17 protein-coding genes are annotated in these 21,127 nt (G+C 68.9%); 7 read left to right on the top strand and 10 right to left on the bottom strand.

Annotation, left to right across the window (positions count from 1 at the left end):
* Positions 1–471: 471 nt before the first annotated feature.
* Positions 472–1,311 carry a DUF6544 family protein gene (locus BW990_RS04665; protein WP_076445520.1) on the top strand — a complete coding sequence of 280 codons (840 nt, stop codon included), beginning with the start codon at positions 472–474 and terminating at the stop codon, positions 1,309–1,311.
* Between the two features lie 332 nt (positions 1,312–1,643).
* Here the strand turns inward: BW990_RS04665 and BW990_RS04660 are convergent, their stop codons facing one another.
* The 6 genes from BW990_RS04660 to BW990_RS04635 all read right to left on the bottom strand — a co-directional run bounded on the left by BW990_RS04660 (position 1,644) and on the right by BW990_RS04635 (position 6,560).
* Positions 1,644–1,925 carry a hypothetical protein gene (locus BW990_RS04660; protein WP_076445518.1) on the bottom strand — a complete coding sequence of 94 codons (282 nt, stop codon included), beginning with the start codon at positions 1,923–1,925 and terminating at the stop codon, positions 1,644–1,646.
* A gap of 105 nt (positions 1,926–2,030) precedes the next feature.
* Positions 2,031–3,089: a HesA/MoeB/ThiF family protein gene (locus BW990_RS04655; protein WP_076445516.1), complete on the bottom strand. Its 1,059-nt coding sequence runs from the start codon at positions 3,087–3,089 to the stop codon at positions 2,031–2,033.
* Positions 3,089–3,526 carry a dUTP diphosphatase gene (dut, locus tag BW990_RS04650; RefSeq protein ID WP_076445514.1) on the bottom strand — a complete coding sequence of 146 codons (438 nt, stop codon included), beginning with the start codon at positions 3,524–3,526 and terminating at the stop codon, positions 3,089–3,091. Before dut ends, BW990_RS04655 begins: the two co-directional genes overlap by 1 nt.
* Positions 3,527–3,585: 59 nt before the next feature.
* Positions 3,586–4,785: a bifunctional phosphopantothenoylcysteine decarboxylase/phosphopantothenate--cysteine ligase CoaBC gene (gene coaBC / locus BW990_RS04645; RefSeq protein WP_076445513.1), complete on the bottom strand. Its 1,200-nt coding sequence runs from the start codon at positions 4,783–4,785 to the stop codon at positions 3,586–3,588.
* Between the two features lie 111 nt (positions 4,786–4,896).
* Positions 4,897–5,685, bottom strand: coding sequence for a ChaN family lipoprotein (locus BW990_RS04640; RefSeq protein ID WP_234990163.1), 789 nt, complete (start codon positions 5,683–5,685; stop codon positions 4,897–4,899).
* On the bottom strand, positions 5,682–6,560 hold the full coding sequence (locus BW990_RS04635; protein ID WP_076445511.1) for an RNA polymerase factor sigma-32: 879 nt from the start codon (positions 6,558–6,560) through the stop codon (positions 5,682–5,684). The genes BW990_RS04640 and BW990_RS04635 overlap by 4 nt, the downstream gene beginning before the upstream one ends.
* 466 nt (positions 6,561–7,026) lie before the next feature.
* On the opposite strand from BW990_RS04635, the gene BW990_RS04630 reads away from it, so the two are divergent.
* Complete coding sequence (locus tag BW990_RS04630) at positions 7,027–8,541, top strand: YifB family Mg chelatase-like AAA ATPase (RefSeq protein WP_076445510.1); 1,515 nt, start codon at positions 7,027–7,029, stop codon at positions 8,539–8,541.
* Here the strand turns inward: BW990_RS04630 and gshB are convergent.
* From gshB to rsmI, 3 genes are all read right to left on the bottom strand, one after another.
* Positions 8,538–9,473, bottom strand: coding sequence for a glutathione synthase (gshB, locus tag BW990_RS04625; protein WP_076445509.1), 936 nt, complete (start codon positions 9,471–9,473; stop codon positions 8,538–8,540). The two genes, BW990_RS04630 and gshB, sit on opposite strands and share 4 nt — an antisense overlap.
* A gap of 449 nt (positions 9,474–9,922) precedes the next feature.
* Complete coding sequence (locus tag BW990_RS04620) at positions 9,923–10,288, bottom strand: YraN family protein (protein WP_143526081.1); 366 nt, start codon at positions 10,286–10,288, stop codon at positions 9,923–9,925.
* Entirely contained in the window at positions 10,281–11,156 is an 876-nt protein-coding gene (rsmI, locus tag BW990_RS04615; protein WP_076445506.1) for a 16S rRNA (cytidine(1402)-2'-O)-methyltransferase, read from the bottom strand. The genes BW990_RS04620 and rsmI overlap by 8 nt, the downstream gene beginning before the upstream one ends.
* Before the next feature lie 108 nt (positions 11,157–11,264).
* On the opposite strand from rsmI, the gene BW990_RS04610 reads away from it, so the two are divergent.
* Together BW990_RS04610 and BW990_RS04605 are read left to right on the top strand one after the other, a co-directional pair.
* On the top strand, positions 11,265–12,449 hold the full coding sequence (locus BW990_RS04610) for a penicillin-binding protein activator (RefSeq protein WP_076445504.1): 1,185 nt from the start codon (positions 11,265–11,267) through the stop codon (positions 12,447–12,449).
* Positions 12,409–15,219: a [protein-PII] uridylyltransferase gene (locus tag BW990_RS04605; protein ID WP_083950480.1), complete on the top strand. Its 2,811-nt coding sequence runs from the start codon at positions 12,409–12,411 to the stop codon at positions 15,217–15,219. Before BW990_RS04610 ends, BW990_RS04605 begins: the two co-directional genes overlap by 41 nt.
* A 107-nt stretch (positions 15,220–15,326) precedes the next feature.
* Here BW990_RS04605 and BW990_RS04600 read toward each other — a convergent pair whose 3' ends face one another.
* Positions 15,327–17,168 carry a Y-family DNA polymerase gene (locus tag BW990_RS04600; RefSeq protein WP_076445502.1) on the bottom strand — a complete coding sequence of 614 codons (1,842 nt, stop codon included), beginning with the start codon at positions 17,166–17,168 and terminating at the stop codon, positions 15,327–15,329.
* Positions 17,169–17,312: 144 nt separating this feature from the next.
* Between BW990_RS04600 and BW990_RS04595 the strand changes: the two genes are divergently transcribed.
* The 3 genes from BW990_RS04595 to murJ all read left to right on the top strand — a co-directional run bounded on the left by BW990_RS04595 (position 17,313) and on the right by murJ (position 21,127).
* Positions 17,313–18,443 (top strand): S-(hydroxymethyl)glutathione dehydrogenase/class III alcohol dehydrogenase, encoded by a 1,131-nt coding sequence (locus BW990_RS04595; protein WP_076445501.1) that lies wholly within the window; start codon positions 17,313–17,315, stop codon positions 18,441–18,443.
* Between the two features lie 182 nt (positions 18,444–18,625).
* Positions 18,626–19,345, top strand: coding sequence for an NYN domain-containing protein (locus BW990_RS04590; protein WP_076445499.1), 720 nt, complete (start codon positions 18,626–18,628; stop codon positions 19,343–19,345).
* A gap of 231 nt (positions 19,346–19,576) precedes the next feature.
* Positions 19,577–21,127, top strand: coding sequence for a murein biosynthesis integral membrane protein MurJ (gene murJ / locus BW990_RS04585; RefSeq protein WP_076445497.1), 1,551 nt, complete (start codon positions 19,577–19,579; stop codon positions 21,125–21,127).

Genomic DNA, 21,127 nt, shown 5'->3' with positions numbered 1-21,127 from the left:
CCTTGCCCGCGCGCCGATGGCACTCGATTGGGGTCCTTTCCGAGAGCACGCAGGCATCTCGCTACGGCGGGCTTGAGGCGCATCGGCGACGCTTACGGCCAGAGCCGAGGAAGTGCCACAACGCCATTGCGAGCCGGCCCTAGGTGGCAAAGCGCCATTTCAACGCTCACGCGAAAAACCCGGCATGGCCAGGACCGACCAGACGGCGCAGGAGGCCCAGCAGGTCCCGAAGATTGCAACGGCGAGGACGGCCCCTCAGCTGCATCTCCTGCGATACCCGCATGCGCCCCTCACCGCATGGCGTCCAACCGTTCCAGACCTGATCTGGATCAAGGAAATCCGCCCCCAAATCCCTAGTGCATCCTCAGAAGCGCACATTCGGGGCGTCGGCATGGGAAACCCCCTCCGGGACCACGCCACCCGTGACGATCCGATGCACCGATCTGCAGTCTGAAAAGGCGGACAAAAGGCATGATCCTGATCCCGGTCTTCAGTGCCATCGGCGCCGGTCTGGCCGGGCTCGTCGGCTGGCGGCAGCTCGATCGCCGGGCCGACCGGGCCGAGATGGAGCGATTGCTCGCGACCCAACCGGCCGATCCGGCCCCGTTCACCGCCGGGATGGTCGCCGATCTGCCCGAACCCGCGCGCCGCTTCTTCACCTACGCGATCGCGGAGGGCACGCCGCTTCATACGGTGGCCCGGCTGGAGATGACGGGGCAGTTCGGCATGGGCGACAAGGCCGCGCCCGGCTACATGCCGATGAGCGCGACGCAGGTGCTGGCCGCGCCGCATGGCTTCGTCTGGGCGATGTCGGGGGGCACCGGCACAACGCGCATGGCCGGTTCGGACAGCGGGTCATGGACCCGCTTCTGGCTTTTCGGCTGCGCGCCCGTCGCCCGGTTCGGCGGCGATCCCGATCACAGGCGCTCGGCGTTCGGGCGCTACGTCGCCGAGGCGGTGTTCTGGACACCCGCCGCGGTGCTGCCCGGACCGCACGTGACCTGGGAGCCGGTGTCGCAGAACACCGCGCGCATGATCATGCGCCACGCGGGGCTCGAGCAGGCGGTGGAGGTCACGGTGGCCGAGGATGGCCAGCCGCTTCACGTCGCCTTCCAGCGCTGGAGCAACGCCAACCCGGAGAAGGTGCACCGGCTCCAGCCCTTTGGCGGCTACCTCTCGGAATTCCGTGACTTCGGCGGCTTCCGCCTGCCCACGCATGTGGAGGCGGGCAACAATTTCGGAACGGACGATTATTTCCCCTTCTTCATCGCCGACGTGACCGACATCGCTTTCCCCAAGACGGACCGATGACCCTCACGATCCTACTCGTCCAGATCGCGATCCCGCTGGCATTGCTTGGCTGGATCCTGCTTTTGCCCGCTTCCTCTGCCACGGGTCTCGTCCTGCAGATCGCGGGGGTGGGTGGGTTCCTGTTGGCGCTTGCGCGCATCGCGCAATGGGCGCTGCCGGTCTGGTGGCTGCCATGGATCTATGGCGCGCTCTGGCTGGGCCTTGCGGGCGCGGCGCTCCTGATCCAACCGGGCCTCGCTCCTCTGCCGGTCCGGCCTTCCGGCTGGGGTTGGATCGCGGCAGGCCCTGGGGCGGCGCTTTTCGCGACGGGGCTTGGTTCGGCGCACAGGCGCTCAGCGGACGCGCGCCCGCGCCGGTGTCACGGCCAGCGCGGGCAGCCCCAGCCCCGCCAGTCCCGAGGCAAGGCCAAGCCAGACCCTGAGGCTCGGCAGGATCGAGAACAGGAAAAAATCGTCCCGCGACGCGGCCCAGTGCGGCCAGAGGATCAGCGCCGCACCGATCCCGCCCGCCGCGACCCGCAGGAACCGAGATCGCCGCCTGCATCGGCACCAATCGTGAACAGGCCTGTCCGCAATTGTCGGGGCGTAACCGTTCCGCACGTGGGCGTATCGCATCAACCACGCGAACCGGGCCTTCGCCCGAGGCGCAGGGCGACAACGGGATCCCTCCCGTTGCGCAACATCACGTCCGCAAAATCCCCGCCGGGTTCGGACCAGCCGTTACCCCTGCCCGCAGACCGGGCAATCGGCCCGCCGCTTCAGCGCGATCTTGCGGGTCTCACCCCAGAGGGCATCGTAGATCAGCATCTCGCCACGAAGCACCGCGCCCGCGCCCGACACGAGCTTGATCGCCTCGACCGCCATCATCGCGCCCACGACGCCGGGCAGCGGCCCCAGCACCCCGGCCTCGGCGCAGGACGGCGCGAGGCCCGGCGCGGGCGCTTCGGGGAAGATGCATTGATAGCAGGGCGCGCCACGGGCCGGGTCGAAAACCGACAGCTGGCCCTCCCACTGGCTGAGCGCGCCCGAGATCAGCGGCAGACCCGCCGCGGCCGCGACGCGATTGGCAAGGTAGCGCGTGTCGAAATTGTCCGTCCCGTCGAGCACGAGGTCGTAATCGGCGAACAGCTCCGCCGCGATCTCGCCGGTCAGGCGGCGGTGATAGGGGCGCACGGTCACGTTCGGGTTCTGCGACTCCATCGCCGCCTGCGCGGAGAAGACCTTGGGCAGGCCGATATCGGCGTCGCGGTGGATCACCTGGCGCTGCAGGTTGGCATTCTCCACCCGGTCGTCGTCGATCACCCCGATCGTGCCGATCCCGGCCGCGGCCAGGTATTGCAGCGCGGGCGCGCCCAGACCGCCCGCCCCGAGGACCAGCACCCGCGCCTCTTTCAGCGCTTTCTGCCCCGGCCCGCCCAGTTCGCGCAGGACGATATGGCGCGCGTAGCGCTCGAGCTCGGCGCCCGAGAAGGTGCCCTTGGGCCGCGCGGCCGCAACGGCAGCTTCCTCGGCGGCTTCCTTTTCCACCGCGCGTGCCTTCACCCGGGCCAGCAGCCGCCGGTAGAGCAGGACGAACACCCCGATCGCCCCCAGCACGAGCCAGGGCGCGGCGTGATCGCCGGTCGCCGCGCGGATCGGATGGCCCTGGGGCAGCACCACGTGACCGGCCAGGATCGCCAGGTACAACAGCCCGATCATGATCAGCCGCGCCTGTGTCGGCGTGCCCATCATGCGCCCGAGCCCCCAAAGCGCCCCGGCGAGCACCAGAAACAGCACCATCAGTCGATCCCCGTCGATCCAAATCCGCCCGTGCCGCGATCCGTCGGATCGAGCCGGTCCATGACGGCGAATGTGGCCCGCAGGACCGGCGCGGCAACCATCTGCGCGATCCGGTCGCCATGGGCGATGGTGAAGGGCTCGGTGCCGGCGTTCATCACGATCACGCCGAGCGGTCCGCGATAGTCCGCATCGATTGTGCCCGGCGCGTTGGGCAGCGTGATCCCGTGCTTGAGCGCAAGGCCCGAGCGCGGGCGGATCTGCACCTCGTATCCGGCGGGAATCGCGAGCCGCAGCCCCGTCGGCACCAGCGCCCGCGCGCCCGGCGCCAGCGTCACGGCGCCGCGATCGGCGAAATTCGCGCGCAGATCCGCGCCGGCCGCGCCCCCGCTCGCATAGACGGGCAGACCCAAGGACCTGTCCGCCCCCATGTCCCACATCACCTTGATTGCGCAAACGCCCACAGCTTGCCTCTTTCCAAATACGCGAAAACCGGGCGTCAGCCCGCCCGGAGCGCGTCCGCGATCTTCTCCGCGATCCGCCGTGCGACGCGATCCTTCGTCATTCGCGGCCAGGCCTCGGCCCCTTCCTCCGAGATCAGCGTGACCGCGTTCTCCGCGCCCCCCATGATCCCGGTCCCGGGCGAGACGTCGTTGGCGACGATCCAGTCGCAGCCCTTCCGCGCGCGTTTGGCGGTGGCATTGGCCTCCACGTCGTCGGTCTCGGCGGCAAAGCCCACGACCAGCGCGGGGCGGCCGGTTTCCATCTGCGATATCTCGGCGAGGATGTCGGGGTTCTCGGCGAAGCTCAGCGTCGGCAGGCCGTCCCTCGTCTTCTTGATCTTCGAGGCGGCTTCCTCGGCCATCCGCCAATCGGCCACGGCGGCGGCGCAGATCACAACATCGGCGGGCAGCGCCGCCAGCGCCGCGTCGCGCATCTGGCGCGCGGTTTCGACCTTGTGCACCGTCACGCCCTCGGGCGGTGCGACCTGCGCGGGGCCGGTCACGAAGACGACCTCCGCGCCCAGCGCCGCGAGCGCCCGGGCGATGGCCGTGCCCTGCGCCCCCGAAGAGCGGTTGGCGATGTAGCGCACCGGGTCGATGGGCTCGTGCGTCGGCCCCGAGGTGACGACGATCCGCCGGCCCTTGAGCGGCCCGTCCGCCAGCCGCGCGGCGATGGCGTCGACGATCTCCAGCGGTTCCGACATCCGGCCCGGTCCGAACTCGCCGCAGGCCATGTCGCCCTCGTTCGGACCGCAGACGGCCACGCCGTCGCCGCGTAGCGTCGCGAGGTTGCGTTGCGTCGCGGGGTGATCCCACATCCGCACGTTCATGGCGGGCGCGATCAAAACCGGCGTGTCCGTCGCCAGAAGCAGCGTCGAGGCCAGATCGTCCGCCCGCCCGGTCGCCATCTTCGCCATCAGGTCCGCCGTCGCGGGCGCCACCACCAGAAGATCCGCCACGCGGGACAGCTGGATGTGGCCCATCTCGGCCTCCTGCGTAAGATCGAACAGGTCACGGTGAACGTTCTGCCCGGCCAGCGCCGCGACCGAGAGCGGCGTCACGAACTGCTCGGCCGCCTTGGTCAGCACCGGCGTGACCGCCGCGCCGCGTTCGCGCAGCCGCCGGATCAGGTCCAGCGACTTGTAGGCGGCGATGCCGCCGCCGATGATCAAGAGAATGCGTTTGCCGCCCAGCATGCGCCGTCCGCCCGTTCTGCCCCGCTCAGGTCTAAAGAGGCGCGTGGTCGCGCACAAGCCATGGCCCGTCCCGCCGCGCGCGCCGGGGTGCCCGGGCCAGAATCGCCCGGATCAGCGAAAGGCGGCGCAGGGATCGCCGCGATCGACGGGCGGCGCGATCTCGACCGCATCGAAACCGCCGTCGAGCGGCGGCCCGCCCTCTTCGCCCTGTCCGAACGTGGCGATGGAAACCCCGGCATCGGCCAAAGCCACCAGCGCGGGCGCCCCCCAATCGGGCCGCGCATGGCCGTTGCCGGTGATGACGACGACCGGCGCGCCATGCACCGACAGCGCGGTCAGCGCGGCCTCGGCAAGGCTCGCATCGCGTAGCCTCTGGATGTCGACCATCACCGGCAGCATCTCTTCGGGCAGGGCATCGCAATGCGCCTCGGCCTGCAGCGCTTCCCGCGTCGCCTGCATTTCGTCCGGCAGGGCGCGGTCCAGCCCGAACCGCGCGGCCCCCCGTCCGAACGCGTCGGCGATGCCGGTCTCCATGGCGCGCCGCGCCTCGTCGCGGGGAATGGCCGCGCCGAAGATCGTGGCTTCGGCCGCGGCGGCGAAGATCGGATGATACATGGCGAAATCGGGCCAGCCGCTTTCGTCCCAGCCCAGCTCGGCGCGCATGGCCTCGGCGTCGGCGACCAGCTCGGGCGTGATGCGGCCCGCCTGATCCGGGGTCAGCATCTCGAACACCATCGCTTTCGGCGCGATCTCGGCCACCAGCTCCGCCTGGCGCGCGTGATGCGCCGGGTTGTCATGCTGTTCGCCCAGAAAGACGATCTCCGCAGATGTGAAATCGCCCCCGTCCGCAAATGCGGCGGAGGCGATGAAGGCGAGAACTGCCGCGACCGGGGCGATCAAGCGAGGAATGCGTGCACCTCGCGCGACTGGCTCTCCAGTGTCTTGCGCATCTTCTGGAACGCCGCCGCCTCGAGCTGGCGCACGCGCTCCTTGGACAGGCCCAGCTCGTTGCCGAGGCTCTCCAGCGTCCGGGTATCCTCGCGCAGTTTGCGCTCACGCACGATGAACCGCTCGCGGTCGTTCAGCTGCTGCATGGCGACGACGAGCCATTCGCGCAGCTGGGCGTTGTCGTGGTTCTCTTCCACCAGTTCGGAGGCCTGAGCGCTGTCATCCTCCAGCGCGTCGATCCATTCGCGGCCCTCGTCCTCGACGGACTGCGTCGCGTTCAGCGAATAATCGGACCCCGACAGGCGGCCTTCCATCATCTCGACATCGTGCAGCGGCACGCCGATCTCGGTGGAGATCATCTGGCGCAGCTGGTGCCGGTCGAGGTTCTGGCCGTTCGCCGCCGCTTCGCGTTCGATCCGTGCCTGCACACGGCGCATGTTGAAGAACAAAGATTTCTGCGACGAGGTGGAGCCGGTGCGCACCATCGACCAGTTGCGCATCACGTAGTCCTGGACCGAGGCCTTGATCCACCAGACCGCGTAGGTCGAGAAACGCACGCCGCGATCGGGATCGAACTTCTCTGCGGCTTTCATCAGGCCGAGGCCGGCTTCCTGGATCAGGTCGTTCATCGGCGCGCCATAGCGCTTGAACTTCGCCGCCATGGAGATCGCGAGGCGCATATACGCCGTGATCAGACGGTGCAGCGAGGCCTCGCAGCGTTGGTCCCGCCAGGCATAGGCCAGCTTCAGCTCCGTTTCGGCGTCCAGCAGTTCTGCCTTCATTGCCCGCCGCGACAAAGTCTGATCGTTGAATGCATCAAGCGCCATATTCACTCCCCAGCCGATTAATGTGTCAGGTCAATCCGAATGTGTGACCTGTTACGGGTAGGCAACGCGCTCAGATCACTTCCGGTTTCCAAAAAATTCGTTAAGACCCGATGTTTCCGCAATCATCGTCAAGTGTACCGCCGCATGCTGGGCCGGAAGCGTCGCGATGTGTACGATCGTCGACCGCGCTAGGTGCCTGACCGGCCGCGAATTTCCATCGCAACGCAGAGAGATGGGCGGTGTGCGCCGAGCCGCATGGGGCGTATCGGCCTTCGGGCAATTTTTTTTCGCGGCGCGGGCGGATCGCCGCCGGATCCCCGGCGGAGTCCGGGGAAATTCCGGTCGGTCTTTCGGTGTCGATGCCGCGATGGCGCGCTCCGGGGCCGCCCTCGCGCGCTCGACGCGCGTTAACCATTCGCTAACCACGCGCGCGGCAGGCTGCAGGGTCACGGGGGAGAATCGCACCTTGGTAGCCGAGGCCTATACCGTCGCCTTCGAAGGCGTCTCCGCCCGCATGGTGGAGGTGCAATGCGCCGTCACGCCGGGCCTGCCGGCCTTTTCCATCGTCGGGCTGCCCGACAAGGCCGTCTCGGAGGCGCGCGAACGGGTGCGCACCGCGCTGTCCTCGCTCTCCATCGCGCTGCCGTCGAAGCGGATCACAGTGAACCTGTCGCCAGCCGATCTGCCGAAGGAGGGGTCGCATTTCGACCTCGCCATCGCCATGAGCCTGCTCGCGGCGCTGGAAATCCTGCCGCGCGACGCGGTCGCGGGGGCGGTCGCGCTCGGGGAATTGTCGCTCGACGGCACGCTTGTTCCGGTCGCGGGCGCCCTGCCCGCCGCGCTCGCCGCGGCCGAGGGCGCCCGCGGCCTCGTCTGCCCGCGGGCCTGCGGTGCCGAGGCGGCCTGGGTCGAAGCCTGCCAGGTGATCGGCGCGGATTCCCTGCTGCAATTGCTGCAGCATTTCACCGGGCAGGCGCCGCTTTCGCCGTGCCGCGCCGGTGAGGTGCAGACGCCCCCAGCCCATCGCGACCTCGCTGATGTGAAGGGACAGGAACGCGCGAAACGGGCGCTGGAGATCGCCGCGGCGGGGCGGCACCACCTGATGCTCGTCGGCACGCCCGGATCGGGCAAGTCGATGCTGGCGGCCCGGCTGCCGGGTCTTTTGCCGCCGCTCTCGCCGGTCGAGGCGCTCGAGACCTCGATGATCCACTCGCTTGCGGGGCTTCTGGACGAGGGCGGCATTTCCCGCGCCCGGCCGTTCCGCGCACCGCATCACACCGCCTCGATGGCGGCGATCGTCGGCGGCGGGCGGCGTGCCGCGCCCGGCGAGATCAGCCTCGCGCATAACGGCGTTCTCTTCATGGACGAATTCCCGGAATTCCCGCGCACGGTTCTCGAAACGCTGCGCCAGCCCGTCGAGACCGGCGAGGTCATGGTCGCGCGGGCCAACGCCCATGTGACCTATCCCTGCCGGTTCATGCTGGTCGCGGCGGCCAATCCCTGCCGCTGCGGCTACCTGCCCGACGCGGCGCGGGCCTGTGCCCGCGCGCCGGGCTGCGGCGAGGAGTATCTCGGCCGTATCTCCGGGCCGCTGATGGACCGGTTCGACCTGCGCGTGGAGGTGCCGCCGGTCTCGATGCGCGACCTCGACGCGCCGTCCTCGGGGGAGAGCTCCTTGGTCGTGGCCGACCGCGTCGCCGCCGCCCGGGCCCGCCAAGGCGCGCGCTACGGCGCGGGTGGACGCTTCCGCACCAATGCCGATGTAGAGGGCCGGATGCTCGAGGAGATCGCGCCGCTCGATCGCGAAAGCCGCGACCTCATCGGGCGCGCGGCGGAGCGGATGGGCCTGTCGGCGCGCGGCTACCACCGCGTGCTGCGGGTCGCCCGCACCATCGCCGATCTCGACGGCGCGGAAGCGGTCGAGCGCCCGCACGTGGCCGAGGCCTTGGGCTACCGTCTGGTCAGCCGCCGCGAGGACTAGGCGCGGCGCGCCTCGATCGCCTCCCAGATCTGCGCGGCGACGTTGATCCCGTCGAAGCGTTCGAGTTCCTGGATGCCGGTCGGCGAGGTCACGTTGATCTCGGTCAGCCAGTCGCCGATCACGTCGATGCCGACGAAGATCTGGCCCTTTTCGCGCAAGAGCGGCCCGATCTTCGCGCAGATCTCGCGGTCCCGGTCGGTGAGCGCGACCTGTTCGGGGCGTCCGCCCACATGCATGTTGGAGCGCACCTCGCCCTCCGCGGGCACCCGGTTGATGGCGCCCACCGGCTCGCCGTCGACGAGGATGACGCGCTTGTCGCCCTTGCTCACCGCGGGGAGGTATTTCTGCACGATCAGCGGCTCGCGCGAGAAGCCGGTGAACAATTCGTGCAGCGAGGTGAGGTTGCGGTCATCGGCGGCGAGCTTGAAGATGCCCGCGCCGCCATTGCCGTAAAGCGGCTTGAGGATGATGTCGCCATGCCGGTCGCGGAAGGCCTTAAGGGTCGCCAGATCACGCGCGACCGCCGTGGGCGGGGTCAGGTCCGGAAAATCGAGCACCAGCAGCTTTTCGGGAAAGTTCCGCACCCAGAAGGGATCGTTGACCACCAGCGTCGTCTTCGAGAGCCGCTGCAAGAGATGCGTCGTGGTGATGTAATGCATGTCGAAAGGCGGATCCTGGCGCAACCAGACGACGTCGAAATCCGCCAGATCGACGCTCTCCATCTCGCCCAGCGTGGCATGGTTGCCGACCTCGCGTTGCACCTTGAGGGACCGTCCCCGCGCGGTGATGCGGCCTTCCTCGTAGGCCAGCGCATCGGGCAGGTAATAGAACAGGCTGTGGCCGCGCGCCTGCGCTTCCTCGGCGATGCGGAAGGTGGAATCCGCCTCGATGTTGATGGGCGCGATGGGGTCCATCTGGATGGCGACTTTCATGCGGGCGCTCCTCGGCAAGGCTGATTTGAACCTAGAGATGCGGCAAGCAGGGGGCGAGGGCAATGGCCGGATGCCCGGGTGCGATGGGCGGCGGGCAGCGCGGCACCCTTCAAGCGGCTGAGCGGCCTGCTGCAAACCGCCTGTGCAGGGATGCTCGCGTCAGGGCCGGATGATCGATGCCCGGATGGCAATATGCGGCGCCAGCGCCGGAACAGCGCGCGCCCGAAACCGATTCAGCACCTTCCCCCGGACTGTGCGGCGCCTTCCCCCGGGATGGTGCTCGCCCTGAAGAAAGCCCGCCCCAGACCAGAGACGTCTCACTCATTCCGCGGACCAAGCAATCATTCCCAGGAGCAACCGATCCGTGCCAGAGACCAGGCACATCCTCACCCCAGCACAATCCCCTCCCGCCACCCGGAACACCCGCCCCACACGGGCCGCGTACATTCTCAGGCGCCGAAGGCGTTCTCGATGATGCGGATCTCGCCATGGGCGTTCTGCAAGGCCACGTCGAAGCGCATCTCGGTCAGCGCGCCGCGCGGTTCCCCGGCCACGAATTCCTCCGCCGCAGCGCAGAGCCGGGCCATCTGGCGCGGAGAGACCCGTTCCGCCGCCCGGGCGAAACTGCGGCTTTTCTTCACTTCGACGAAGATCAGCGCCTCAGCGTCGCGCAGGATCAGATCAACCTCCCCGGCCTTGCCGCGCCACCGCGTTTCGGCCAGCCGGTATCCGCGCCTGAGATAGTCCTCGGCGACCCCCGCTTCTGCGGCAAGCCCGCCGCGATAGGCCATCTGCCCCACGGCCGGATCAATCATCCCCATCGCGCCTGTCCTCGCTCATTTTCATGGCCTGCTGGTAAACCGGCCGTTTCTTCACACCGAACATCGCGGCAACCGCTTCGGCCGCATCGCGCACCGACATCGTCCGCAGCGCCTCTTCCAGCGCCGTTGTAACATCCGATTCGCTAATTTTTGGCTTATCCCCCCGGGAAATAAGCACCACGATCTCACCCCGTGCCGGGGTCTCGTCGTAATGTTGCGCAAGGTCAGCGAGCGTGCCCTGCCGCACCTCCTCGAATTTCTTGGTCAGCTCGCGGCAGATTGCGGCCGGTCGATCCGCGCCCAGCGTCTCGGCCGCGGCAGCGAGCATCGCGCCAAGGCGCTTGGGGCTTTCGTAGAAGACCAGCGTGGCCGGAATATCGCGCAATTCCGACAGCGCCGCGCGGCGGGCGCCCGACGCGTTGGGCAGAAAACCCGCGAAGAAGAAGCGGTCTGTCGGCAACCCCGCCACCGTCAGCGCCGCGATCACCGCAGCCGCCCCCGGCGCGGCGGTGACCGGGTGGCCCGCCTCGCGCGCCGCACGCGCCAGATCGAAACCTGGGTCGGAAATCATCGGCGTGCCCGCCTCGGAGGCATAGGCCACGGTCTTGCCCTCGGCGAGCGCGGCCAGCAGCCGCGGCCGCATCTCGGCGCCGTTATGTTCGTGATAGGAGAGGCAAGGCCGCCCCGCGAGGGCGATTCCGTGGATTTCCAGCAGCCGCCGCAGCGCCCGGGTGTCCTCCGCGGCGAGGATATCGGCGCCAGCCAGCACGTCGAGCGCGCGCAGGGTGATGTCGCGGGCATTGCCGATCGGGGTGGAGACGAGCGTCAGGCCGGGCGAAACCTTGCTCTTTGCCGATATCATGGTTGGACCCGCCCCCTGGCTGTTCTACTGTCTGCCGGTCACACAGGCGTCGCAGGCCGGCTCGGCCCGGTCGCCCAAGAAGTCGGACCGAGGGAGCCCCGTATCACGATGTTTGCCGTATTCAAAACCGCCCGTCGCCGCCTGCGCCTCGCGGGTGCCGCCCTGGGCCTCTTCGCGCTGGCCGCCTGCGACGTGGGCGCCATCTCCTCCTCGCTGCCGGGCAGCGGCGGGGCCCGCGTGGATGCCTCGCGTCCGGTGCCCGTGGCGCTGCTTCTGCCGCGCTCCGATCCCAATGCGGGCAACATCCCGCGCGATCTCGAAAACGCCGCGCGCCTCGCGATGCAGAACCTGGGCGGCGTCACCGTCGATCTGCGGGTCTACGACACGGCAGGGCAGCCCGCCACCGCGAGCGCCGTGGCCCAGCAGGCCGCCGACGAAGGCGCGGCGATCATCATCGGGCCGCTCTATGCCGAGGCCGCCAATGCCGCGGCCATCGCGGTGGCCGATGACGGGCTCAGCGTGCTCAGCTTCTCCAACAACCCGACCATCGCGGGCGGCAACCTCTTCGTGCTGGGCCAGACCTTCCAGAACACCGCGAACCGGCTGGTGAGCTACGGTGTCCGCCAGGGCCGCGACGACATCGCGGTGCTCTACCAGGACAACCTCGCGGGCCAGATCGGGCGCAACGCGATCCAGGCCGCGGCGGCGCGCAACGGCGCCCAGGTCGTGGGGGCCGAGGCCTACGCGCTCAATACCGAAAGCCTGACCGGTGCGATCGGCCGGGTGAAGCCCCTGGTCGATGCGGGAACCGCGGATGCGCTCTTTCTCACCGACAGCTGGGAAGGCGGCCTCTCGGTCGTGCTGCAACTCGCGCCCGAGCAGGGCATCTCGCCGCAGAGCGCGCAATATATGGGCCTGACGCGCTGGGATTCACGGCCCGACGGCTTCCAGCTGCCCGGCATCGAGGGCGCCTTCTTCGCGCTTCCCGACCGCTCTGCCATCGCCGCCTTCGAGGGCCGCTACGCCACCGCCTACGGCGCGCCGCCGCATCCGCTGGCCGCGCTGGCCTTCGACGGCATCGCCGCGGTGGGCGCGCTGGTCGGTCAGGGCAAGGCCGATGCCATCGGACCCGCGGCCCTGACCCAGGGCGCTGGCTTCCAGGGGGCGAGCGGTGTATTCCGGTTCCTGCCCGACGGGACCAACGAACGCGGTCTCGCCGTGGCAAGTGTGCGCAATCAACAGGTGACCATCCTTGACCCCGCCCCTCGCGCCTTCGGTGGTGCCGGATTCTGATCGCTCGGGGCCGCCCGGCGCGGCCCCGGACCTGATCCTTCCCCCCGAGGCGATCCTCGACCGCGACGCGGTGCGGGATCGCCTGTGGGACGCGATCGGCGAGGCGACCGAGGAACGCGAGATCCGCGAGGCGACCGTGCGCATCCTGCGCGACGCCCGCGCGGCCGGGCGCGACGCGGTCGCGACGGCCTTTGCGGAGGCCCCGTTCCGCGCCCATGCGGTCACCCACGCCTATACCTACATCACCGATGCGATCGTCAGCCTGACCTTCGAGGTGGCGACGCAGAAACTGCACCGGATGCCCAACCCGACCGAGGGCCAGCGCATCGCGGTGATGGCCGTGGGCGGCTACGGGCGTGGCGAGATGGCGCCCTATTCCGACGTCGACCTGCTGTTTCTCAACCCCTACAAGATCACCGCCTGGGCCGAGAGCGTCATCGAATCGATGCTCTACATCCTGTGGGACCTGAAGCTGAAGGTCGGCCATGCCTCGCGCACGATCAAGGATTGCCTGCGGCTCGGGCGGGACGATTTCACCATCCGCACGGCGATGCTCGAATCCCGGCTGGTGACCGGCGATGCCCCGCTCGCCGAGGAACTGGAAGCGCGGCTGCGGCAGGAACTCTTTCAGGGCACCGAGACGGAATTCGTCGACGCCAAGCTGCAGGAGCGCGAGACCCGGCACGAGAAACAGGGCGGCCAGCGCTACATGGTCGAGCCCAACGTGAAGGAGGGCAAGGGCGGCCTGCGCGACCTGCAATCGCTCTACTGGATCCTGAAATACGTCCACCGGACCGACGATGCCGGCACGCTGGTCGGACGCGGCGTGTTCCGTCCCGAGGAGTTCCGCACCTTCGTCGAGGCGGAGAACTTCCTCTGGGCGGTGCGCTGCCATCTGCACCTGATCGCGGGCCGCGCGATGGAGGTGCTGAGCTTCGACATGCAGGTCGAGGTCGCCGAGCGCATGGGCTTCGTCGACCGCGGCGGGCGGCGCGGGGTCGAGATCTTCATGCAGGCCTATTTCCGGCACGCCGTCGCGGTGGGCGATCTGACCCGCATCTTCCTGACCGCGCTCGAAGCGGAGCAGAAGAAGGAGGCGCCGCTCCTGCTGCGCATCTTCAACCGTCCGCCCAAGACCCGGAACGGCTACGAGGTGCTGAACGGGCGCCTCGCCATCACCGACGACGCGGACTTTCTCGCCGACAAGATGAACATGCTGCGCCTCTACGAGGAGGCGCTGCGCACGGGGCTGCTGATCCATCCCGACGCGATGCGCCTGATCCAGGCCAACCTGCACCTGATCGACGACGAGATGCGCAACTCGAAGGAAGCCCAGCGCATCTTCCTCGACCTGATGCTGAAACACGGCAATCCCGACCGGGCACTGCGGCGGATGAACGAGCTGGGCGTGCTTTCGGCCTTCATCCCGGAATTCGAGCCCATCGTGGCGATGATGCAGTTCAACATGTATCACCATTACACGGTCGACGAACACACTATCCAGTGCATCTGGCACCTGTCGGAGATCGAGCACGGCAACCTCGTCGAAGAACTGCCCGTGGCCTCCACGATCCTCAAGGAGGGCGTGAACCGCCGCGTGCTCTACGTGGCGCTGCTGCTCCACGATATCGGCAAGGGCCGGGACGAGGATCACTCGGTGCTGGGCGCCCGTATCGCCCGGCGGGTGGCGCCGCGGCTGGGGCTCACGAAGGCCGAATGCGCCACCGTGGAATGGTTGATCCGCCATCACCTGCTGATGTCCGACATGGCGCAGAAGCGCGACATCGCCGATCCCCGCACCGTGCGCGACTTCGCCAAGGCGGTGCAGACGCGCGAACGGCTCGACCTGCTCTGCGTTCTGACCGTCTGCGACATCCGCGGCGTAGGCCCGGGGACGTGGAACAACTGGAAGGCCGCGCTGCTGCGCGCGCTCTATCGCCAGACCCGTCGGGCGCTCGAATCCGGGATGGAGGCGCTCAACCGCGAAAACCGCGGCGCCGAGGCCAAGAAACTGCTGCGTGAGAAACTCTCCGACTGGGACAAGAAGGACCTGCGCGCCGAGACCAGCCGCCATTACGAAACCTATTGGCAGGGCCTGCACGTCACCGCGCATGTGGTCTTCGCCAAGCTGCTGCGCGATATCGGCACCGACGAGATCCGCATCGACATCCATGCCGACGAGGATCGCGACGCCACGCGCGTCTGTTTCGCGCTGGCCGACCATCCCGGCATCTTCGCGCGGCTCGCGGGCGCGCTGGCGCTGGTGGGCGCGAACGTCGTGGATGCGCGCACCTATACCTCGAAGGACGGCTTCGCCACCGCGGCCTTCTGGGTGCAGGACGGCGAGGGTGCGCCCTACGAGCCGTCCCGCCTGCCGCGGCTGCGCTCGATGATCGAACGCACGCTCAAGGGCGAGGTCGTCGCGCGCGAGGCCATCAAGTCCCGCGACAAGATCAAGAAGCGCGAGCGCGCCTTCAATGTGCCGACCTCGATCACCTTCGAGAACGAGGGTTCGGAGATCTACACGATCATCGAGGTCGATACCCGCGACCGTCCGGGGCTCCTGCACGACCTCGCGCGGACGCTGTCGGAATCCAATATCTACATCGCCAGCGCGGTGATCGCGACCTACGGCGAACAGGTGGTCGACAGCTTCTACGTGAAGGACATGTTCGGCCTGAAGTTCTACACGCCCTCGAAACAGCGGGTGATCGAACGGCGCCTGCGCGCGGCGATCGAGGCGGGGGCCGAACGCGCGCGGGCGCAGTAGATCGGGCGCGGGCAGAAATTTATCTAATTTTCTGCCTGCCCCGGCACGATGCCCGCGCTTTCGGCCGCCTTTCGGGCAACAAAAATCTTGGCCAAGATTTTTCCGCGTCAGCCGAAGCTTCCATGGCAGAACCAGCCCGAGGACAGCGCCCCGCCATAGGCATAATAGAGCCACAGCCGGTCGCCGCGATCGGTCTCCACCTGCCAGTAATCGCGCTGACCCGAGCGCCAGTCGGGCTCTTCCAGCCACCATTCCGGCGCGATCCGTTCGGGCCCTTCGAGCCCGGTCGCGGTGAAGTCTCGGCCCCGCCAGCGGAAGCGCCGGGGCGGATCGGGATGGTCCGTGGCCTGCACCGGTTCGGGCCGCCACAGCAGCAGCGGGCGCGGTGCGGCCGGGGCGGGCCAGTCCGTCGCGGGCTCCGACCAGGCGGCGGCCAGCGTCAGCGCGGATTTCTCGGGGATGTGGCTCGAGGCGGGATGCCGCCGGGTGATCGCCTCGAGCCCCAGCCGCGCGCCCAAGCGCCCCATCAGATCGTCGAGCGCGGTCTGCCCCGAAAGCCGCGCCGCCACCACGCGCCCGGCCTCCGCATGGCCCACCGGGTCGCGCGCATGGACGGGCTCGTGCACGGTCACGTCGAGCCGCAGCATGTCGATGCCGAAGCCCGCATCGACCTCGCCCACCTTCATCGCCAGAAGCGGGCGCAGCCGTTCGGGATCGGCGCTGGCGCGCGCCAGCCCCACGCCCAGCCATTGCATCGAGCCATCGGCGCGATAGGCCTCGAATCGCAGTTGCCGCGCGCCGCGCCCCTTGCGGCGCAGCTTGTCGCACAAGGGCGGCAGCATCCGGTCGAGGGCCGCCAGCAGATCGGCCTCGAGCCCGATCGGGTCGGGCAGACTCAGCCGGATCGAGAACCGCTCGGGCGGGGCGGCGGGGCTGATCGGCTCGGGGGCGGCCCCCATCGCCTGGTCGAGCCGGTAGACCAGCCCGGTGCCGAAGCGCCGCGCGAGGCTCGCCCGCGGCTGCCCCGCCAGGTCGCCGATCCGCCGCAATCCGAGCCGCGAGAGCTGCGCGACGGTCTCCCCGGGCAGGCGCAGGGCGGCGATGGGCAGGGCGGAGAGCGCGCCATAGGTCTTGCCGGGCGGCGCGATGCGCGCATCCCGGCCCGTCCCGGCATCCGTCCCCGCTCCGGGATATACCGCCGCGCCGCGCCCGGCGTCGTCCTCTCTGCCGGTCCGATGCCCGGTCCTCTGCCCGGTCCTCCGCCCAGTCCGATGCGAGGTGACCGCGTCCCCCCTGCCCTTCGATCCCTGCCCTGTCTCTGCCTCTGTTTCTGTCTCGGGCAGCGCGGTCGAGACCGGCGGCAGGGCGGGCGCCGCGCCGCCGCGTTCCCAATGCCGCCGCTTGCCGGCCCGGGACCGGGTCGCCCGCGCCTCCTGATCGACGGCGTCGCCGCTCCGGTGCGATCCCGCCACCGCCCCCCCGTAGCGCGCCAGCGCCCAGGCCGCGCCATAGGTGTCGGCGATCCCCGGCGAGACGCTGAGCCCCAGATCGGTGCAATCCAGCATCACCTGCGCCAAGAGCGCCGCCTCGCCCCCGAAGAGATGCGCGCAGCCGGTGAGGTCAATCACCAGGGCGTCGGGCTCCTTGCGCCCGACCCAGGGCGAGAACTTGGCCGCCCAGCGGTGCAGCACGCCCAGGAACGCCGCCTCGCGGTGGGGATTGGCCCGCCGCGTCAGCAGATCGGCACAGGCAGCATGGGCATCGCGCAGGGGCTGGCCGGGATAAAGCCCCGCCGCACTGGCCGCGGCCGACAGCGCGCCCAGCACCTGTGCATTGCCCGCGTCGCGGACGGTGGCGAACGGCGCCGTGCCGAGGCCCGGATCCTGACGGATCAGCCGTTCGGCCCCGAGGCGCGGAAACCAGAGGGAGAGGATACGTCGGTTGGGCATGCGGGCAGCGCAGGTTTGTTCTCTTTTTGTTCTAGTCCGCACGCCTGCGGGAGTCGAGTCCATCCGCCATCCCGTCGCAAAAGCGATTGCGCCCGGCGGACCCCTCGGCCACCCTCGCGCGAAACAAATATTCGGAGGACAGACATGAAAACCCGTGCAGCCGTGGCGCTCGAGGCCGGCAAACCGCTCGAAGTGATGGAGGTGAACCTCGACGGCCCCAAGACGGGCGAGGTTCTGGTCGAGATCAAGGCGACCGGCATCTGCCACACCGACGAGTTCACCCGCTCGGGCGCCGATCCCGAAGGGCTGTTCCCGGCGATCCTCGGCCACGAAGGCGCGGGCGTCGTCGTCGAGATCGGCGAAGGCGTCACCACCCTGAAGCCCGGCGATCATGTCATCCCGCTCTATACCCCGGAATGTCGCGAATGCGCCTCCTGCCTGTCGGGCAAGACCAATCTCTGCACCAAGATCCGCGCCACCCAGGGCCAGGGCAAGATGCCCGACGGCACGACGCGCTTCTCGATGCTGGATGGCACGCCGATCCATCATTACATGGGCTGCTCGACCTTCGCCAATCACACCGTCCTGCCCGAGATCGCGCTCGCCAAGGTCCGCGAGGACGCGCCCTTCGACAAGATCTGCTATATCGGCTGCGGCGTGACCACCGGCATCGGCGCGGTCATCAACACCGCCAAGGTCGAGATCGGCTCGACCGCCGCGGTCTTCGGCTTGGGCGGCATCGGTCTGAACGTCATCCAGGGCCTGCGGCTCGCGGGCGCGGACAAGATCATCGGCGTCGACATCAACAACGAGAAGAAGGCCATGGCCGAGCATTTCGGCATGACCCATTTCGTTAATCCCAAGGAAATCTCGGGGTCGGTCGTCGAGGAGATCGTGAACCTCACCAAGACCGATTTCGACCAGATCGGCGGGGTGGATTATTCCTTCGACGCGACCGGCAACGTGCAGGTGATGCGCGATGCGCTGGAATGCACCCATCGCGGCTGGGGCCAGTCGATCATCATCGGCGTGGCACCCGCGGGTGCCGAGATCTCCACCCGCCCCTTCCAGCTGGTCACCGGCCGGGTCTGGAAAGGCACCGCCTTCGGCGGCGCCAAGGGCCGCACCGACGTGCCGAAGATCGTCGACTGGTACATGGACGGCAAGATCGAGATCGACCCGATGATCACCCATGTGCTGACCCTCGACCAGATCAACGAGGGCTTCGATCTGATGCATGCGGGCAAGTCGATCCGCGCGGTGGTGCAGTTCTGACACCGCGGCGGAGTTGTCCCGCGGCACCTGTCCGGGACGGCTCCGCCGCGCCTTGCGCGGGCTCCGACGGGCATCTCGGGCCCCGACGGACCAAGACGGGCGACATCGCCCCTTACCGCAGGGCGGCGAATGCGCTAAGGCCCGGTCGCAACCCGACCCTCTCCCGATGAAGGACAAGACCCATGGCCAATGCCGACCGCACGACCCTTCTCGCGGTCCTGATCGACGCGGACAACACCTCTCCGAAATATGCCCGCGCGCTCTTCGAGGAAATCGCCACCTTCGGCGAGGCCGCGGTCCGGCGCTGCTACGGCGACTTCTCCAGCCATCACATGTCGGGCTGGTCCAAGGTCTCGGCGGAGTTCGGCCTCGTGCCGCATCACCAGCCCGCCAACACCGTGGGCAAGAACGCCTCCGACATCGCGCTGGTGATCGACGCGATGGATCTCATGCATTCGGGCCGTTTCGACGGCTTCGTCCTGGTCTCGTCGGACAGCGATTTCACGCGCCTCGCCTCGCGCATCCGCGAACAGGGGCTCGAGGTCTTCGGGATGGGCATGCAGAAGACCCCCGATGCCTTCCGCAAGGCCTGCAAGCGCTTCATCTTTCTCGAGAATATCGGCAACGCGGCGGAGGCCGCCAAGTCCGGCGCGCGCGAGACCCCGGCCCATGGCAACCTCGAAGAGGCGCGCAACCTCATCTTCACGGCCATGGATGCCATCGAACAGGACGACGAATGGTACACGCTGGGCCAGCTCGGCCAGTACCTCACCGCGTCGAACCCCGATTTCGACACCCGCACCTATGGCAAGCGCAAGCTGTCGGACCTGATCGCCGATCTGAAGGTGTTCGAGACCAAACGCTCGAGCGGCAACCAGCTTCTGGTGCGCCGGCTGGACTGACGCGCGCGCCGCGTTCGCGCGACCTGCCACGCGGGCGCCGGCACATGACGTCTCCGTGCCCCGGCCTGCGAGCTTCCGCGCGCGGCCTTCCTCGAACGGCACCGAATGACGCCCGGGCGCGCCCTGCCGCCACGTGCTCCGGCGCGGCCCCTTCCACCGCCCGGGGCGATCCGGTAGGGGTTTGGCACGGGCCCGGTCGGGCCGTCCGGCAAGAAGAAGGCCCCGCGCGCCATGAAACCGATCCGCCTGTTATCCGGCATCATGACCGTGGGCTTCTGGACGCTGGCCAGCCGTGTTCTCGGCGTCGTGCGCGAGGTGGTGATCCTCGCGCTGATCGGACCGGGGCCGGTGCTCGATGCCTTCGTCGCGGCCTTCCGCCTGCCCAACATGTTCCGCCGCTTCTTCGCCGAGGGCGCGTTCAACGCGGCCTTCGTGCCGATGTTCTCCAAGCGCCTCGAGGCCGACGAGGACCCGGTGGGCTTTGCGCGCGACGCGCTGTCGGGGCTCGCCACGGTGCTGCTCGTTCTGACCGCGGTGGCGATGATCTTCATGCCCGCGCTGGTCTATGCCACGGCGGGGGGCTTTGCGGGCGATGAACGGTTCGACCTGACCGTGGGCTACGGGCGCATCGTGTTTCCCTATATCTTCCTGATCTCGCTCGCGGCGCTCTTCTCGGGTGCGCTCAATGCGGGCGGGCATTTCGCCGCCGCAGCCGCCGCGCCGGTCTTCCTGAACATCCTCGTCGTGGCGGCGATGCTCACCGGGCACCTTCTGGGCGGCGACGTGGCGCTGTGGCTGGTCTGGGCGGTGCCCGTGGCAGGCGTCGTGCAGCTTGCGCTGGTCTGGGTCGCGGCGGAACGCTCGGGCCTGCGCGTGCGGCCCGGCCGCCCGGTCTGGTCGGACGAGATGAAGACGCTGGTGCGGATCGCCGTGCCCGCGGCCCTTGCGGGCGGGGTCATGCAGATCAACCTTCTGGTCGGCCAGCAGGTCGCCTCGCAATTCGACAAGGCGGTGGGCTGGCTTTACGCCGCCGACCGGCTCTACCAGCTGCCCTTGGGTGTCGTGGGCATCGCTGTCGGCATCGTGCTGCTGCCCGACCTCTCGCGGCGGCTGAAGGCCGGCGACGATGCGGGCGGGCGCGAGGCGTTCAGCCGGGCCAGCGAATACGCCCTCGCCCTCACCATCCCCGCGGCGATCGCGCTGGTGGTGATCCCGCTGCCGCTCGTCTCGGTGCTGTTCGAGCGCGGCGCGACCGGGCCCGACGACAGCGCCGCCATCGCGGTGGCCGTGGCGATCTACGGGCTCGGCCTGCCCGCCTTCGTCCTGCAGAAGACGCTGCAGCCGCTGTTCTTTGCGCGCGAGGACACCCGCAGCCCGTTCCGCTACGCGCTGGTCTCGATGGTGGTGAACGCGCTCATCGCCATCGGGCTCGCGCCCTTCATCGGCTGGATCGCGCCCGCCATCGCCACCACCCTCGCCGCCTGGAGCATGATCTGGCTGCTGGCGCTCGGCGTGCGGCGCATGGGGCCGGTGGCGCGGCTCGACGACCGGTTCCGCGGACGGATCTGGCGCATCATCGGCGCCTCCGTGCTGATGGGCGGGACGCTCTGGTTGACGGTGCTGCTGATCGGGCCGTATCTCGCACGGGCGGGCTGGCGGTATCTGGCGCTTGCCGCGCTGATCGGGATCGGCATTCTCTCCTACGGGATGTTCGGACAGATGCTGGGAGCCTTCCGCATGCGCGATTTCGTCAATGCTTTCCGGCGCGGCAAGGCCCGCTGA

The organism is Roseivivax lentus (assembly GCF_900156805.1).
GTDB classification, from domain to species: Bacteria; Pseudomonadota; Alphaproteobacteria; order Rhodobacterales; family Rhodobacteraceae; genus Roseivivax; species Roseivivax lentus.
This window is presented reverse-complemented; position numbering and strand designations above follow the sequence as displayed.

Excerpts from the sequence above, each read along its gene's own strand:
- BW990_RS04665 (WP_076445520.1), top strand. The coding sequence starts at position 472 with ATGATCCTGATCCCGGTCTTCAGTGCCATCGGCGCCGGTCTGGCCGGG.
- BW990_RS04660 (WP_076445518.1), bottom strand. The coding sequence starts at position 1,925 with ATGCGATACGCCCACGTGCGGAACGGTTACGCCCCGACAATTGCGGAC.
- BW990_RS04655 (WP_076445516.1), bottom strand. The coding sequence starts at position 3,089 with ATGGTGCTGTTTCTGGTGCTCGCCGGGGCGCTTTGGGGGCTCGGGCGC.
- dut (WP_076445514.1), bottom strand. The coding sequence starts at position 3,526 with ATGTGGGACATGGGGGCGGACAGGTCCTTGGGTCTGCCCGTCTATGCG.
- coaBC (WP_076445513.1), bottom strand. The coding sequence starts at position 4,785 with ATGCTGGGCGGCAAACGCATTCTCTTGATCATCGGCGGCGGCATCGCC.
- BW990_RS04635 (WP_076445511.1), bottom strand. The coding sequence starts at position 6,560 with ATGGCGCTTGATGCATTCAACGATCAGACTTTGTCGCGGCGGGCAATG.
- gshB (WP_076445509.1), bottom strand. The coding sequence starts at position 9,473 with ATGAAAGTCGCCATCCAGATGGACCCCATCGCGCCCATCAACATCGAG.
- BW990_RS04620 (WP_143526081.1), bottom strand. The coding sequence starts at position 10,288 with ATGATTGATCCGGCCGTGGGGCAGATGGCCTATCGCGGCGGGCTTGCC.
- rsmI (WP_076445506.1), bottom strand. The coding sequence starts at position 11,156 with ATGATATCGGCAAAGAGCAAGGTTTCGCCCGGCCTGACGCTCGTCTCC.
- BW990_RS04610 (WP_076445504.1), top strand. The coding sequence starts at position 11,265 with ATGTTTGCCGTATTCAAAACCGCCCGTCGCCGCCTGCGCCTCGCGGGT.
- BW990_RS04600 (WP_076445502.1), bottom strand. The coding sequence starts at position 17,168 with ATGCCCAACCGACGTATCCTCTCCCTCTGGTTTCCGCGCCTCGGGGCC.
- BW990_RS04595 (WP_076445501.1), top strand. The coding sequence starts at position 17,313 with ATGAAAACCCGTGCAGCCGTGGCGCTCGAGGCCGGCAAACCGCTCGAA.
- BW990_RS04590 (WP_076445499.1), top strand. The coding sequence starts at position 18,626 with ATGGCCAATGCCGACCGCACGACCCTTCTCGCGGTCCTGATCGACGCG.
- murJ (WP_076445497.1), top strand. The coding sequence starts at position 19,577 with ATGAAACCGATCCGCCTGTTATCCGGCATCATGACCGTGGGCTTCTGG.